This window comes from Legionella quinlivanii (genome assembly GCF_900461555.1).
GTDB classification, from domain to species: Bacteria; Pseudomonadota; Gammaproteobacteria; order Legionellales; family Legionellaceae; genus Legionella_C; species Legionella_C quinlivanii.
On record NZ_UGOX01000001.1, the window covers coordinates 691,117 to 706,927 of the forward strand.

Genomic DNA, 15,811 nt, shown 5'->3' on the forward strand with positions numbered 1-15,811 from the left:
AAATCGTCAAATTTACCCGACATTTTGCCCGCGACCAGGGAAAATGCTAAAATGGATGGGCAGGGAAGTATACAATAATTTAAATACAACTTGAAGTCAGGGCATTAATTTCATAGAATATGCCACTTTGTTGAACTTGTGTAAGCCAAATGTGGCGAGTGGGAGAAGAGCTATGTATGCGGTAATTAAGAGCGGCGGTAAGCAGTACCGTGTCAAAGAAGGCGATGTTTTAAAATTAGAATTGCTGACCGCAGACGTTGGCAAAGAAATCAACTTTAGCGAAGTGCTAATGCTGACAGACGGCGATAAGGTGACTTGCGGCTCTCCTTTAATATCCAATGCCTCTGTAACTGCTGAAGTGCTTGAACATGGCCGACACAAAAAGGTTAAGATTATTAAATTCAGACGTCGTAAGCACCATATGAAACAAATGGGGCACCGACAATATTATACGCAGGTTAAAATTACTGCGATCAGCAAGTAGAGGGGAGAGAAATGGCTCATAAGAAAGCGGGTGGTAGTACGCGTAACGGACGTGACTCGAATCCCAAGTATCTTGGTGTAAAACGCTTTGGCGGTCAATTTGTGAATGCGGGAGAAATCCTTGTGCGTCAGCGTGGTACACGTTTCCACCCAGGCGTTGGCGTGGGTTGTGGCCGCGATCATACATTGTATGCTTTGGTTACCGGTTACGTTGAGTTCAATGTAAAAGGCGTCAAAAATCGTAAATTTGTTAATGTCCAGGCGGTAGAAGAGCAGGCATAATCTGCTCATGCAGGACAATAGCTTTAAGCCCCGCTACCGGGGCTTTTTTTTTCATTTTGGGTAAGAAAACATGAAATTTGTTGATGAAGCCCTCATTAAAGTGGATGCTGGTAATGGCGGTCATGGTTGTCTGAGCTTCAGGCGCGAAAAATTTGTTCCTCGCGGCGGACCAGACGGTGGTGATGGCGGCGATGGCGGCTGTGTTTACCTGGAAGGCAATAGCAGCCTGAATACCCTGGTCGATTTTCGCTACCAAAGACATTTTAAAGCTGAAAACGGTCAACCGGGAATGGGCGGAAATTGCACGGGCAAGCGGGGAGAGGATTTAGTCATCCCTGTTCCAGTAGGAACTCTGGTTTATGATGTGGATTCGCGTGAGTTACTGGGCGATGTGAGTGAGAACGGCCAGCAATTGCTGGTAGCTCAGGGCGGTTTTCATGGTTTGGGAAATACCCGTTACAAAAGCAGCGTCAATCGCGCTCCCCGTCAGACCACACCCGGTACGCCCGGCGAATCCCGCCATCTGCGGCTGGAGTTGAGGGTTTTGGCCGATGTCGGCCTTTTAGGGCTTCCTAATGCGGGTAAATCCACCCTGATTCGTGCGGTCTCTGCAGCAAGACCCAAAGTTGCCGATTATCCCTTTACGACCTTGCATCCCAGTTTAGCGGTGGTGAGTGTTTCATCGCATAAAAGTTTTGTGATGGCCGATATTCCTGGTCTGATAGAAGGTGCCGCCGAAGGGGCTGGTCTTGGGCATCGTTTTTTAAGGCATTTGGCACGCACTTGTATTTTGCTGCATGTAATCGATATGGCGCCTGTAGATGAGAGTGACCCAGTGGAAGCGGCAAAAACAATCATTCATGAACTGGGTGAGTATGATCCTGTCTTATTGCAAAAGCCTCGCTGGCTGGTGCTCAATAAAATTGACATGCTTCCTGATCCAGAGGAAAGAGAGGCTGCCATTAACAAAGTGATTCAAGGTTTAAACTGGACTGACAAAGTATTCCAGATTTCTGCGATGACCGGAGAGGGCACCCAACAGCTTTGTTATTCACTTATGCAGCTGATTGATGAGATGAAGCATACGGAAGCATAGCCATTCCGTCGCTGAGTGAACTACCAGGGCGCTGCGATAGGGGAGGCTATGTGTTTCACTGCCTTGCTCGTCTTCCCGGCGCCAGTGGATTGTCAACTGGGTTGTGCCGCTATTCGGGCTTTGCTGCCAGTACTCGCTTAATCCTGTAATCTCAAAGTGCAGATCAGCTTCGCTATGATCATGAAATCGGAGTTGCTCCCGGTTTTCGGGTTTATGTATGAGAGTCTGCAGATGGCCGCCCGTTGCTTTGTCGATGACGGCAAGCTTTATCCCTGATTCACAAAGAGCCATAATAAATTCTTCCGATGCTTTTTTATCACTTCGGGTAATTAAATGGGGTCTTAGAATAGGTTCTACAATAGTATTAACCTCTGCGATGAGTTCAGGCTTGCAGCGGACCTTGCATTCGACATAGGGCGTTTCCAGACGATAACCGGTAACACAATCTATATTTTTCAACGCATCATCCAGTTGCTGGGCAATCTGGCCTTCCGCAACACCAAACGCTCGCCATTTCAGTAATCGGGTATTTTCATGGTCTGTTGATTGTAATCTGGGAAGCACATGTTCGTTAAACATGGGATGGCATTCTCGCGGCGGGCCGGGAAGTAAAAAAAATAATTGCCCATTCCACTCGCATAAACAACCCAGGGCGGTACCATTAGGATTCGGTAATAGCACAGCTTGTGGAGGGAATTTGGCCTGTTGCCGGTTGCCCTCAGTCAAGGCGAGCTTGCTTCTTAGCAGACGATTTTGTACATGCTCCAAAGCTTTCGGGAATTCTATCAGAGGGGTTCCCATGAATTGACCGAGGGCAAAGCGTGTCCGGTCATCTGAGGTAGGACCCAAGCCGCCAATAATAATGAGAATGGAATGATCTTTTGCTAAAAACTGGATGCATTCATGAATATCTGCCTGGCTATCACTACAAGACATATGCCGTCCGACCGTCAGCCCTTCCGAACTCAGGGCATGGGCCAAATAATGGGCATTGCTGTTAAGGGTATCTCCATTGATGATTTCATCCCCAGTCGCAAGTAAGGCAATCGTCATGCTGTCATCCTGTTATTTAAACGCGGTGAATGGTGACCTGCGGGAAGGGCATTTCAATCCCTTTGAGATCAAACTTTTCTTTAATAATTTCCTGCAGTTGATTTTTAACTGCCGAGTGATCTTCTGTTTTAACCCATACCATGAATTTTAGCTCAATTGCAGAGTCTGCAAAGTTATTAATATTTACATTGGGGGCAGGATCTTTTAGCACTTGAGCACAGTGGCTGGCAATATCAAGTAATGTGGCTTTAACTTCGTTGATATTACTTTGATAAGCCACCCCAATAATTAAATCAATGCGGCGTGTGTCAAAATAGTTCAGATTGGCTAATTCAGATTTAATGAGCACCTCATTTGGAATGCGGATAAGCTTATTATCGGAGGTCCGTAACTTGGTTGAGAGTAAGTCAATGGACTCTACCACCCCATTAATACCCTTAAGTTCGATGGTATCGCCTACTTTAAAGGGATGCTCAAACAATAAAAAAATGCCGCTGATTAGATTGGAGGCCGCGGTTTGCGAGGCAAAACTGATAGCGACTGTAAAAATACCTGCCGCTCCCAGCAATACCCCAAGCTTGAACCCGAGATGCTGCAGGCTGGATACGGCAAATAATCCGAGAATAATATAAAATACAATGCGGCTGATCAGTAAGGCATGATGCCGGGAAAAGCGTTTGCTGATGGAGTGATTAGTCATGGTGCTTACTCGTTGTGCTACAATGTAGCCGACCACGATTAAGCCGGCTGCATAAAGCGAGCTGAGCAGCTTGGTACTGTTAATAAAAGTGAGAGCGTTGTGAAATAGTTCAGTCATGCTGGTGCTTCAGAAGGAAAAGCGCCTAGTATACTATCCTGATTTAAAAAACAAAATGCCGGTATCCTACGACATTAAGTCTAGGTGCTAAAGCTTGCTGTATCCCTTTGCTCCTCTTTATTGTCCGAGTCCAGCAGGGGCTGGGTGTCAGGAGCCGGGTTTGAAAGTCTGAGTTGCGCTTTCATGTCAGTCGATTTTTGCATGACCGCCTGCGCTGAGCCCTCAAATTGCTTTACCTGACGCCAGTGAGCGGTTTCACCGCCATTAAACTTTTGGCAAAGCCAGCTGCCTTTATATTCTCCATTACTGTCTTTACCCTTAAAATGCATGGATAATAATTCTTTTCGCTCAGCCACTGCGGTAGCTTTATCGGCGCTGTTTTGAATCTGCTCGACCAGGGCGTCTTTAATGGTAGCCCAGAGCCTGGAATCATTTTTATCTCGGGCCAGCACCATCATTTCTTTTAATTTAACCATATCGTTTAATGGCAGTTCGGCTTTGCTGTAGTCAAAGCTGATTTTTTTTACTTCATCAAAAGTCGGGTTTTGTGCATCAGCAAGTTTCTTTTTTATGTCATTAAAGAATACTTTATCTCGAATAGTTCGAGCCCAATTCAACATGAAGGCTGCCATTGATGGGGTGCTTGGAGAATCAGTTTTTTTGATCCGCGATTCCACTTCCTTAGCACAATTACCACGGCAGTTTTTAAATTCTCCTCGCTCGCCCTGAAGATTGATGCCAAAACTGAAAGCGCTTCCACTCAGATTATTTTGTTTCCCCCAGTAGGTTTCGATTTTATCAAGCTTATATTTTTTTTTAGTAATCACTCCTTCGATAGCATTGGCGAGGTCTTCATCAAGTAAATTTTCTTTGAAACTATGTTCGTAATGCTCTTTGCTCCAGCCAATAACGACCTCGATGTGTGAGTCTTCCGGTACCTTCTTAAGCATGTTATCGATAATGTCAGATGGCGTGTGCTCATTATCTTTTTCAAAGGTAGAAGACGCAATTCCGCCGGGCACATGCATCATCGAGATTTGTGTAATCTCCCCTTTCTGATTACGGATAATTAAAGCCAGGGCGACACAGTCGGTCATACCGGCAGTAAAGATGCCATTTATGGGTGTTCCATCCTCTTTCGTATCTCCCCTTCTAACAGTCTGCACGTTATCCGCGTTGGTTACAAATTCAAATTTTGCGTACAAATACTGTTCGGGATCGGCGTCTATCACCGCTGCTATTTGTGGACCATCTTTGCCTGAAGGAGCAGACACGGTGGTGTCATCAGCAGAATCTTTACTCATAAGCCAACTCAAATTTTATTATGATTTAATAAGTATAAGTTATAGAATTAAATGTACATAAAATAAGCAAAATATTTTTTCGTACAGAAGTGGATGTTTTGTTCAGAGGTATTTAAAATGGGCTTTTTCTCTTCATCGGTGAACAATGACTGAGCCCACCATTCGCTGTCCTTCCTGTAAAACAGACATCAAGTTAACCGAATCACTGGCAGCGCCTTTGATTGAAACCACAAAAAAGCAATTCCAGCAGCAATTACTGGAAAAAGATCAGGCAATATTTGCGAAAGAAGAAGCGGTACGCCAGAAAGAGAATCTGCTGAAACAAGCTGAGCAGCAAATGCAAAAGAAAATTGCTGATGAGCTTGAGGCTCAACTTAAAAAAGAGCGCAGCCGCATCGCTGTCGAAGAATCGCAAAAAGCTAAACTCGCAATGGGTTCCGATTTGGAAAACAGGCTCAAAGAGATTGCTGAATTACAGGCCATTCTTAAGACCCGTGATGAAAAACTTGCTGAAGCGCAAAAGATGCAGGCGGAAGCGATTAAAAAACAGCGTGAGCTGGAAGATGCAAAACGTGAAATGGATTTAACCATTGAAAAGCGTATTAATGAGGGCCTTGAGTCGGTTAAGAATAAGGCGCGTCTTGAAGCAGAAGAAGGGCTGGTTTTTAAAATCAGGGAAAAAGAACAAACCATTTCCAGCATGCAGAAACAGATTGAAGACCTGAAGCGAAAAGCGGAGCAGGGTTCGCAGCAATTGCAGGGGGAAGTGCAGGAGCTTTATCTGGAGTCCATGCTGCAGACCAAATTTCCCTTTGATTTAATTGAACCGGTGCCCAAAGGCGAGTTTGGCGGTGATGTGCTGCAAAGGGTATTTGGAGGTAATCAGCAGGCCTGCGGGAGTATTTTATGGGAATCCAAGCGCACCAAACACTGGAGTGATGGCTGGTTAAGTAAATTGAGAGAGGACCAGCGCAGCGCGAAAGCGGAAATTTCGGTTCTGGTCAGTCAGGCCCTACCGGATGGGGTTGAAACCTTCGATTTGATTGACGGCGTTTGGGTTACTCATCCAAAAGCAGCCTTTCCCGTGGCGACAATCCTTCGTCAGTCCTTACTCGAATTGTCTCTTGCCAGAAAATCGTCTGAAGGCCAGTTAGGCAAAATGGAAATGGTTTATCAATATCTCACCGGATCTCGCTTCCGGCAGCGGATTGAAGCCATCGTTGAAGCCTTTTCCTCAATGCAGACGGACCTGGATAAAGAGCGTAAAGCGATTATGAAACAATGGGCGAAGCGTACCGAGCAAATCGAACGGGTGATGAATGCCACCGTAGGAATGTATGGCGATTTACAAGGTATCGCCGGAAAATCCTTGCAGGAGATTGAGGGTCTGGAGTTGAAAGCTTTGGAGTCGGATAGTCTTTAGCAAGGCAGGGTACATACTAAAGCCCATTTCACACTTGAATAATTTCAAGTATTATCAAATTTGATCTGATGTAATGTCTGCGAGAATTCTGCAGTTACATGTTGGGCCCTTGGCCCAATGACACTTACTTAAGATATTTAACTACGTCCCTCGGACAAGCCAAGGGACGTAGGAGTAGGCGTTAAAGCCTTAAGTTAGTGCCATTAAATGAAGATTCAGGAAAACAAGGATGTTTAAACGGAGCTTAGAATTTGAACCACACACTTAAAACAAGAACCCATTTCTTCTTTTCCGGCAAACCATTAATTTCCTTATTGACTATTTTCTGCTTATCCAATCCCGCATGGGCAGTTGACTGGACAGGGTCAGTGTCAAACGACTGGTTTGATCCTTTGAACTGGGTTCCAGGAGTCCCAGCTCCAGGTGATTCCGTAATCATAGATACAATTATTCCTAACTCGACTGAAGTCAACGGCAATTCAACGGCATTTCTGGTGTCCTTAATCGTTGGTGATACCAATGAAGGGATACTGGATATTGTAAATGGAGGTGTCGTAAGCGATTTTCTGGCGCAAATCGGTACCAATGTGGGCTCAAGCGGAACGGTGAGTGTAAATGGTTCTGGCTCACAGTGGAGTAATGCAGCTGTACTCGAGCTTGGCGGTTTTGGCACTGGCAATTTAAATATCCTGGATGGGGGGGCCGTCAATACGGCTAACTTCACCATGGGTCTAACCGCTGGTTCTCTTGGTATATTGGCGATGGATAACGGCTTGCTGAACATCAATAGCCAATGGTTAATCGGCTTTGATGGAACCGGAGACGTAATTATTGATAATGGCAGCCAGGTCAATAGTAACACCACCACGGTTGCTTATACTTCAAATGCGGTGGGTGTGATTGATGTGGTGGGTCCGGGGTCGCAGTGGATTAATAGTGGTGATCTGATTATCGGAAAGGGCGGATTCGGCGATTTGTGTATTTGTGACGGGGGCATGGTATCCAATCTGAATGCCATACTCGGTGCGGACATGGGTTCTACAGGAGGCGTGGGTGTAGAAGGTGAGGGCTCACAATGGCATACCCAAGGCAATTTATACATAGGATTATTATCAGACGGATCGCTGTCGATTTTCTTTGGCGGTCTGGTTACCTCCCAATCAGCCGTAATTGCTGCGGGCGCGAGCTCAGTCAGTATTGCCGATGTGAATGGCGAAAATTCACTATGGTCTAACAACGGCAGCCTGACTATCGGTGGATCCGGAAACGGCAGTCTGTTTATAAGCGGCGGCGGAACGGTGAGTAATCAGCAGGGGATTATTGCTGCCGACGCAGGAGCCGTGGGCGCGGTGATAGTGAATGGTGAGGGCTCAGTCTGGAATAATACGTCTTTGACAGTGGGACAAAACTCTGCGGGTTTTCTCAGTATTCAGGATGGAGGGCTGGTCAATGTGATGGAGAAAACTGTCCTTGGAAGCGGCTCTGCTCTGCTTGAGATTGTTGCCAATGGGGTTTTGAAGACGAATCAGTTAGTGGGTAACAGTCTCTTCATTGCCACTCATTTCGACGGGGGTATTCTCAGAGCTAATGGAAATAATGACCAGTTTATCAGCGGTTTTCTTCCTGGACAGTTGTTCGTGAGTTGCCAGGGCTTAACAATTGATTCCAATGGTTTTAATATCGGGACCGATAATGTGTTTGATGGCTGCGGCGGCTTAACCAAAACAGGGGCAGGCCAGTTAACCATTGGCGGCCAACAGACTTATACCGGCCCAACAAGTGTTAATCAGGGGATTTTACGAATCGATGGCAGCCTCCCCGGCGCGATTGATGTTTTGCCTGGCGCGCGCCTGCAAGGTACAGGTTCAGTGGGTTATGCAGTCATTGGCGGAACTATTGCCCCAGGCAATTCAATTGGCACTTTGTCTGTGCTGGGCAATTACCTGCAGCTTCCTGGCTCGGTTTACGAGCTTGAAATTAACCCAGCCGGTCAATCGGATTTGATCAGTATAGGAGGAACAGCGAATATCGCTGGCGCCGAAGTATTATTGCTTCAAAGCCCTGGGGTTTATTCCGCTGGAACGCGCTATACCATTTTAACAGCGCTTGGCGGGGTTACAGGGACCTACAATAGTCTTAATGAGCATTTACCGTTTCTGGATTTTATTCTTGCCTATGATCCGCAGCATGTTTATCTGGATATTCTGCGAAATGGTTTGCGATTCTCCAGTGCCGCCCTAACTGTCAATCAATTCAATACGGCGGAAGGGGTAGAGAGTCTTGGCGGCGGTAATCCGGTATTTGACGCAATCAGTAACCTCAGCAGTTTACAGTTCGCCCCACAGGCATTTGACAGCCTTTCTGGAGAAATCCATGTATCGACATTAGGCGCCTTTATGGAAGAAAGCCGTTATCTGCGCTATGCGGCTCTAAACCGCTTGCAACAGGCTTTCTCCGGCGTTAAAGGTTTACAGGTGGATGCTAATCAGAAACTCCAAAAGCAGTCAGGTCTCACCTGGTGGGGCCAGGGTTTTGGCGCCTGGGGTAAACTGGAAGGCAATGGGAATGCGGCGCAAACTGATCGCAGAACCCGTGGATTTTTTCTGGGAGCGGACACGACCTCTGTTTTGCCATTTCGTCTCGGAATGATTGGCGGGGTTAGTAATTCAGACATTAAAGTGTATGCACGCAACTCCTGGGTATCCAGCGACAATTATGATCTGGGAGTTTATGCGGGCAGTCGTCTGTCCTGGTTTAATTTACGAGGTGGAGCTGCCTATACCTGGCATGATATTCATACGCAACGTAATATTGTATTTCCCGGTTTTTCCAGCTCGGTTAAATCCAGTTCCAACGGCGATACGGCCCAATTGTTCGGGGAATTAGGCTATCCGCTCTCAATGAACAACATAGAGGCAGAGCCTTTTATAGGCGGGAGCTATGTGAATGTGGAAACGCGCCGCTTTTTCGAGTCAGCGAGTTCTGCCGCCTTAAATGGCCGCGGTCAGGAAAATGTTTTCTATTCAACTCTGGGGCTTCGTGAGACCTCGAATCTGCTCGTCAATGACAAAGTTAACATCGCTCAGCGTTTAATGCTCGGATGGCAGCACGCCAATCATCATCTTGATCCGCAGACCCTGATGGCGTTTAATAGCGGCAGCAATCCGTTTACTATTTACGGCAGCCCCATTGCCCGCAATTCGGTGTTAATTGATGCCGGATTATTATTGCAACGCCCAGAAATGGATCATTTGCAGTTGAAGCTTTCCTATATTGCACAATGGGCTTCCAATGTTCAGGATAATGGCCTTTCTGGTACGCTCATCTATCGCATGTCCTGATGCAATAAACCCGGTTGAGCGGGTTATTTTTCAAGGCTCATGCACAATTTGCAAACGGCAAGTGATCCGCATACTGCAAAGAGGACGGGCATAATAAAACTGAAATCGATACGGGTAAATTCAAAGATAAGCACAATAGCAGTCAGCGGCATTTTTTGGCTTGCAGCCAGCATCGCGGTGGCGCCAATTGCAGCAAAGGACGCGGGGATTATACCTGGAAAATACAGATTCCATAAACCCCCTAAAAAACCGCCCAACAAGGCACCGGCCGCCATGGAGGGGGTTAACAAGCCCCCTTCTGCCCCGGCCCGTAAACTCGACCAGGTGGTTATAACACGCAACAGGAATAATATTGCCGAGAGCGACATCAGCGTGACGGCGCCAAATTCGACATGAATGACGCTTTTACCGTTCCCTAAAATAGCCGGAAAGAAAATAGCCAGCACGCCGATTAAGCTAAAATTAAGAATACAAAGAATAGGTAGTTGCCAGTTGTGCTTCGCCGCTTTACGGCATTGATTCGCGATTCTACTGAACCAGTAACCCGCAAGCCCATAAACAGGTCCGGTGAGTATTGACCAGGCCATAATTCCGGGGCTGAGCACTAACCCTGAAAGATCATATTGCGGTTGATTACCGAGACCAATCCAGGAGACGGCGACCGCAATAGTCGAACTAACCAGGGCCGGAAGCAGCACCGACCAGTTGAAGCTAAGCAACAAGACTTCTGCAATAAACAGAGCGCCGCCCAATGGAACGTTGTAAACCGCGGCCAGGCCAGCACCTGCCCCACAAGCGATCATTATTTTGGTATCTTCGCTTCTCAGCCCGCTTTTTTGCGAAATCCATCCAGCGAACAGTGCGCCTATTTCGCGAGGAGCTACTTCTCTGCCCAGCGGTGAACCAAGTGCAACGGTTATTACCTGCAGAAGAGAGTGGATGCTTGTTGCAATGACCGGCATAGGTTCGGCTTTTTTAATGGAGTTGGAGATTCCAAGCAGTGGAGTGCCAAAGCGATAGAGAAGCCCCCAGCCAATTCCGGCAATCAGGCCGCAAATGACTAAAACCAATAGCCGGCGTTCGCCCGACGCTGCCTCGACACCCTGGAGAAAGCTTTCCGGGCTGATAATATGCTGTAGACTGTAACCGTAAGCAATATGCTGTATCCAGTGCAATAGCAAGGCGATACACATTCCACCAAGGCCTGAAAGCACTCCAATGATCATTGTTACCATAACAAGATAGGCTGTTTTTTTTATCACAAGATCTGCTCGGTATTGAAAGAAATGAGTATGGCATCGAGTTGGGAAAATGAAAAGTAAAGGCTTTGGGGCACGGCCATTAAAGATTATTGTAGGTTAGGCCAAGGGCCCAACCTACAGGAAATTGGAGAATTGCTTAAATTAATGGCAGATTGACTATAAGTTATTGTGTGCGAGGGCGCTGGGGAACGCTGTCATTAGTTTGTAACTTATTGAGTGCCTCTGTATATTCGGCATAGTCCATTCGTTTTTCACGTGTAAGGCAGAGAAGGCTTTCTTTTTGTGGGCAATCTTTATTAAACATTTTATCGACAACTCTCTTCCAGATTGCATCTTCTTCGCGCTGCTGGTTTTTTTTGTCTTTAACATTCTTGCTGGCAAGAAAATTATGGGATAGGAAGTTTTTAATTTTGCGAGCGGCTATTCTTTGGCCTAATCGGGTTGCTCTCATAATTGCAGGCCGCAATTCCGACAGTATGTTTTCAAGCTGTTGATTTGCTTTTTTAACTCCACGTGCGCTGGGTTCCTTTTCCCTGCTAATGTTTTGATAACGAATTCTGATTTCGCGGGCAAATTCCTCGATACTGCTTCTTTCTTCTTCCTGGCTTGATGATAGAGAGGGTTCATTTTTAGGACTTTGCTCAGCCCAGCGATCTCTTGAAGACGGCTCAGCTAATAAACTGCTTCTTGAAAAGGTAGTTTCAATATTTTCATAACTATGAAGTAATTGTTCAATTTCATGGCGCATTTTTTTATTCTTTTCAAGTCTGACTTTAAGAATGCGCTTTTCGATTCGGTCCATCATTTCACGTAACTCATCCTGCGGGCTGCAGCAGGTAATACGCATATATCCTTTTTTACCGTCGACACCACAATAGGAAAAAGGACTAATGGACAGCAGATCTTTATATAGCAAACTATAAGCTAACTCCAAATCATTGCTGACTACCCCCTCTTTTTCCAGCGCTCTGCTTGCGCCTTTAGGAATTTTCATTCCAAATAATTCACTTAAATCCACTGGAACATAGAAGGTGCCCTCGGTACGATACTCGGCTGAAGGCAGGGTAATCCCCATTTGTTTGGCACGCTGGGTTACATAATCGACTTTTGCCTTATAAAAATACTTCATGAGCAGATGCTCTTTTTCATTAAGATTCGCCATCGTTTCGGCATAGGCTTTTTGTAAAGAGCGCGGCGCATGACCCACGGTGTTGATTTGCAAGGTTTTGAGTTCACGCATAAACACAGGATCAAAGGCCATTAAAACAGCTAGCCTCTCTCCTGCGGCAGAGAAGGCTTTTGTTGCTGAACGCATAATAATAATTCGATCAAGTAACTCAGGGGCCAGCTTTGCCAGTGAAGCATTTTCCTTATCTTTGATAGCCTGAGCCTGTTCCAGCATTTCAGGAAGTCTTGGATCTTTTTCCAGAGCCGATGCGAGTTTCCTCAGGGAATGATAGACCTTGTCGCCATAGTTATCTTTGATGGATTTATCAACCAGCAGATTACTAGCGGCCTTTTCGAGATAGGCCAGTTGCGACCTCAAGGTGAGGAACCTGTACATCGTGTTGAGTGAAATGGAACCGCTCATTACCGTATCCAGGGTTTTATAGTATTCTTTTCTCAGATTGGGCAAATGTTCCTTCTGAAGCTTATGTTGTTGGAGCAGGGCACCCACCAGATTTAAAAAATTAACTTTTTCTTCCATCCCCATTTTTTCATGGGCTTCATCAAGAATAATTTTTAAATTCGGGTTTTCTTTAAGTAAGTCTTCAAGTATTTCCAGAAGACCCCTGCGCACATAATTCATTTCTGTATAGGCTTCATCAAAGATGACGCGCAAATCAGGGTATTTTTTAAGTACGACCGCAATTTTTTTCATCTCTTCTGCGTCAATCACTGTACCCATCGGGTTATTGGGATTACAAATTAAAATCGCTTTGGGCTGGATATGATCTTCTTTGGCCGCTTCATAAGCTTCAATAATACTGGCCTCAATCGCCTCGGCAGTCAGTTTGTATCCAGGGAGCTTGAACACATCGATAGGATGAAGTTTATGCCCGGGATTTGAAGCATAGAGTGAATAATGAGGAAAAGGAGTTATCATCCGGAAGGGCACGTTATCATTTAATTGATTCAGCACTTCAAATACTAAATGCAGGCCTCCGGCTCCACCGACAGTAAACAGAATATCCTGAGGTGAGATTGGGGCATCATACCAATTGGACATAGCGGCGGCCATCATTTTTCGATTCGCCTCATCTCCCTGGGGATCACCGTAATCCAGTGCACCCTTGCCGGAAGTATTTTCTAACTCACGTCTTTCTTTTTTAGCCGTTTCCTCTATATTAGAGAAGTACTTTTTCAAAACGGCGGCAACGGAAGCGGGATAAGTCGGTCTTCCCATGCCTGCCTTGATTAGGTAGGGTTTGTTTTGTAGATTCAGGTAGCCAGTTTTGCCGGTTGGTTTTAACATCCCGGCCGCAATTTCTTTTGGGGAAAGACCTTGCTCGATAAGCGATTCGATGTGGTTTACCCAAGTTGCTTGTGTCATTACCTGATCAGCATTATTTGCATTTTGGCCTACGGGGTCTCTCATGTTTGCTCCAAAATAAATAGTGCGCAAAATAAATATAGTTTGCTAAAATTTTAATTATACATTTCTTAGTCTAGCATTCCAATGGGTGAAAAAAAGGACAAGATTCATCTCACTATTAATGAAGTCGGAGATTTCCTGGCAAAATTCTCTGAACATAGTGATCAGGTGTATTGGATTAGCAGCCCGGATTTCAAGAAAATTCAATACATTAGCCCATCGTTTGAGCGCATCTGGGGGCGTTCTCGCGAGCAATTATACAATAATCCATCGATATGGATGGATTTTCTTCATCCTGATGATGCAATGGATCATAATCCTATTTCCGAAATGGCTGAAAAAGTGAGCCGCCTGGGCGAGCGAGCCCGTTATTCGGAACATTATCGGATTATTCGTCCCGATGGTGAAATACGCTGGATTATTGATAATGGATTTCCATTATTTGATGAGCAGGGGATTTGCTATGGCGTCACCGGAGTGGCCACGGACGTTACGGAAGATAATAAACGGGCAGAAGCATTGCGTGAGGCAAAAGAATTGGCAGAAGCCGCCAACATTGCCAAAGACGAGTTTCTCGCCAATATGAGCCATGACATTCGCACGCCTATTACCGGCATAATCAGCATGTCCAACCTGCTTGAGGAAAATGCCAATACACAGGAAGAGATGCAATATTCTCGCTGGATACACGAAAGCGGTACCCAGTTGCTTGCATTACTTAACGGCGTTCTGGAAATTGTTTCTTCTGGGAACATTCAGGAAAAAGATTTGCATTATGAGCATTTCAGCCTGAGAAAACTAATAAAAGATATTGTCCAGCTGGAACAACCTTCTGTGTTAATGCGAAAGCTTGAGTTTCTGGTTGATATCAAGCCAGATGTTCCCGATTGGTTTATCAGTGATCGCATCAAAATTCATCGCATTTTGCTGAATTTGCTTGGAAACGCCATTAAATTCACCCAGGAAGGCCATGTTGGAGTAAGCATTCAAAAGCTTTCAGAGGAAGAGAATAAGGTGACTTTGGAGTTTTCGGTATTTGATTCAGGTTTAGGTATTAGCGAAGAGGCGCAAGCCAAGGTGTTTGATCGGTTTTTTAAAGTAAACCCATCCAATAAAGCACAATATCAGGGGCATGGGGTTGGTTTGCATATTGTGAAAACCTATGTGGAGTTGCTAGGAGGGGAAATTAATTTAAGCAGTACTATTGGAAAGGGAACCCGATTTTACTTCCGACTTCCGATGGTGTTGGCTGAGCCTGACATAAGTTATGATGAAACGTATCAGGATGACGAAAAATTAAATTCCGAACATGAAATATCCAACCATGAGGCGCGCTTATTGTTAGTTGAGGATAATCCGGTCGCATTAAAAACTGTGGAAATTATGGCGCAAAAATCCGGATGCCATTATCAGATTGCCACCTCCGGAGAAGAAGCATTGCAGCTTTTGCAACAACAACCCTTTGATTTAATCATCAGCGATCTGGGTTTGCCAGGGATTTCGGGACATGAGATGTTAAATAGATTGCGTGAGCTTGAGCAGCAGGAGGGCCGAGCGCCTATTCCTTTTGTGGGCCTGACTGCGCAGTCTTTATCATCCAGGGATACCCTGGAGCTTCCTGCTGGAATGAATAAATTAATCAGCAAACCGGTGACTCTCCCGGCATTTCAAGCTCTTTTGAAAGAATTCATTGCAGAAGACAAATTCGTTCACCACGTCAGCGATAACAAGGAGCTCCATTATTTTGCCTTGTCAGGCCATACGTTATTCGATGAAACTATTGGCATTGCTAATCTGGGTGATTTTACCACTTTACGCGAAATGCTCAGTTTATTGCTAGAAAAAGAATTACCTGCCATTGGAGAAGAATTAGCCAAAGCACATTCTGAACGAGATTGGCAGAAAGTAGCCAAACTGGCTCACAAACTGAAGAGCAGTGCAATGTATTGCGGGAATATACGTTTGCAATGGGCTTGTCAGTGTTTGGAGGAGTATCAATTGTCAGGCCATACTGCATTACTGGAGCAGCTTTTCCAGCAGTTGCTAACGGTTATAAATGATACGGCACAAACGATTAAAGAGAGATTGAAGCAATAGGGTACATATTAGGATTGCGCCCGCCCTAATTCAGCGGGCTAAAGTCATCTGTCCAAA

Annotated in this window: 11 protein-coding genes; 6 read left to right on the forward strand and 5 right to left on the reverse strand. The window is 45.5% G+C overall.

The annotated features are described in order from the left end of the window. Nucleotides 1-172 precede the first annotated feature (172 nt). The 3 genes from rplU (at nt 173) to cgtA (ending at nt 1,861) form a co-directional block, all read left to right on the forward strand. Nucleotides 173-484: a 50S ribosomal protein L21 gene (gene rplU, locus DYH61_RS03065; RefSeq protein ID WP_058506374.1), complete on the forward strand. Its 312-nt coding sequence runs from the start codon at nt 173-175 to the stop codon at nt 482-484. Between the two features lie 11 nt (nt 485-495). Next, on the forward strand, nt 496-765 hold the full coding sequence (gene rpmA, locus DYH61_RS03070; RefSeq protein WP_058506375.1) for a 50S ribosomal protein L27: 270 nt from the start codon (nt 496-498) through the stop codon (nt 763-765). Nucleotides 766-835: 70 nt separating this feature from the next. After that, on the forward strand, nt 836-1,861 hold the full coding sequence (gene cgtA, locus DYH61_RS03075; RefSeq protein WP_058506376.1) for an Obg family GTPase CgtA: 1,026 nt from the start codon (nt 836-838) through the stop codon (nt 1,859-1,861). Here the strand turns inward: cgtA and DYH61_RS03080 are convergent. The 3 genes from DYH61_RS03080 to DYH61_RS03090 form a co-directional block, all read right to left on the reverse strand. Next, nucleotides 1,817-2,914, reverse strand: a complete 1,098-nt coding sequence (locus tag DYH61_RS03080) for a competence/damage-inducible protein A (protein ID WP_058506377.1) — start codon at nt 2,912-2,914, stop codon at nt 1,817-1,819. The two genes, cgtA and DYH61_RS03080, sit on opposite strands and share 45 nt — an antisense overlap. A 16-nt stretch (nt 2,915-2,930) precedes the next feature. Next, nucleotides 2,931-3,731 (reverse strand): mechanosensitive ion channel family protein, encoded by an 801-nt coding sequence (locus DYH61_RS03085; protein WP_058506378.1) that lies wholly within the window; start codon nt 3,729-3,731, stop codon nt 2,931-2,933. A gap of 80 nt (nt 3,732-3,811) precedes the next feature. Continuing rightward, complete coding sequence (locus tag DYH61_RS03090; protein ID WP_058506379.1) at nt 3,812-5,035, reverse strand: hypothetical protein; 1,224 nt, start codon at nt 5,033-5,035, stop codon at nt 3,812-3,814. 145 nt (nt 5,036-5,180) lie between these two features. Here DYH61_RS03090 and DYH61_RS03095 point away from each other — a divergent pair, with 145 nt between their 5' ends. Continuing rightward, nucleotides 5,181-6,458 carry a DUF2130 domain-containing protein gene (locus tag DYH61_RS03095; protein WP_058506380.1) on the forward strand — a complete coding sequence of 426 codons (1,278 nt, stop codon included), beginning with the start codon at nt 5,181-5,183 and terminating at the stop codon, nt 6,456-6,458. Nucleotides 6,459-6,709: 251 nt separating this feature from the next. After that, nucleotides 6,710-9,799 (forward strand): autotransporter outer membrane beta-barrel domain-containing protein, encoded by a 3,090-nt coding sequence (locus tag DYH61_RS03100; RefSeq protein WP_083499142.1) that lies wholly within the window; start codon nt 6,710-6,712, stop codon nt 9,797-9,799. A 23-nt stretch (nt 9,800-9,822) separates the two neighbouring features. Here DYH61_RS03100 and DYH61_RS03105 read toward each other — a convergent pair whose 3' ends face one another. Further along, entirely contained in the window at nt 9,823-11,061 is a 1,239-nt protein-coding gene (locus tag DYH61_RS03105; RefSeq protein ID WP_407927341.1) for a chloride channel protein, read from the reverse strand. 163 nt (nt 11,062-11,224) lie between these two features. Continuing rightward, entirely contained in the window at nt 11,225-13,660 is a 2,436-nt protein-coding gene (locus DYH61_RS03110) for an aminotransferase class I/II-fold pyridoxal phosphate-dependent enzyme (RefSeq protein WP_058506383.1), read from the reverse strand. An 81-nt stretch (nt 13,661-13,741) separates the two neighbouring features. On the opposite strand from DYH61_RS03110, the gene DYH61_RS03115 reads away from it, so the two are divergent. After that, nucleotides 13,742-15,754, forward strand: coding sequence for a PAS domain-containing hybrid sensor histidine kinase/response regulator (locus tag DYH61_RS03115; protein ID WP_058506384.1), 2,013 nt, complete (start codon nt 13,742-13,744; stop codon nt 15,752-15,754). Nucleotides 15,755-15,811: the final 57 nt, after the last annotated feature.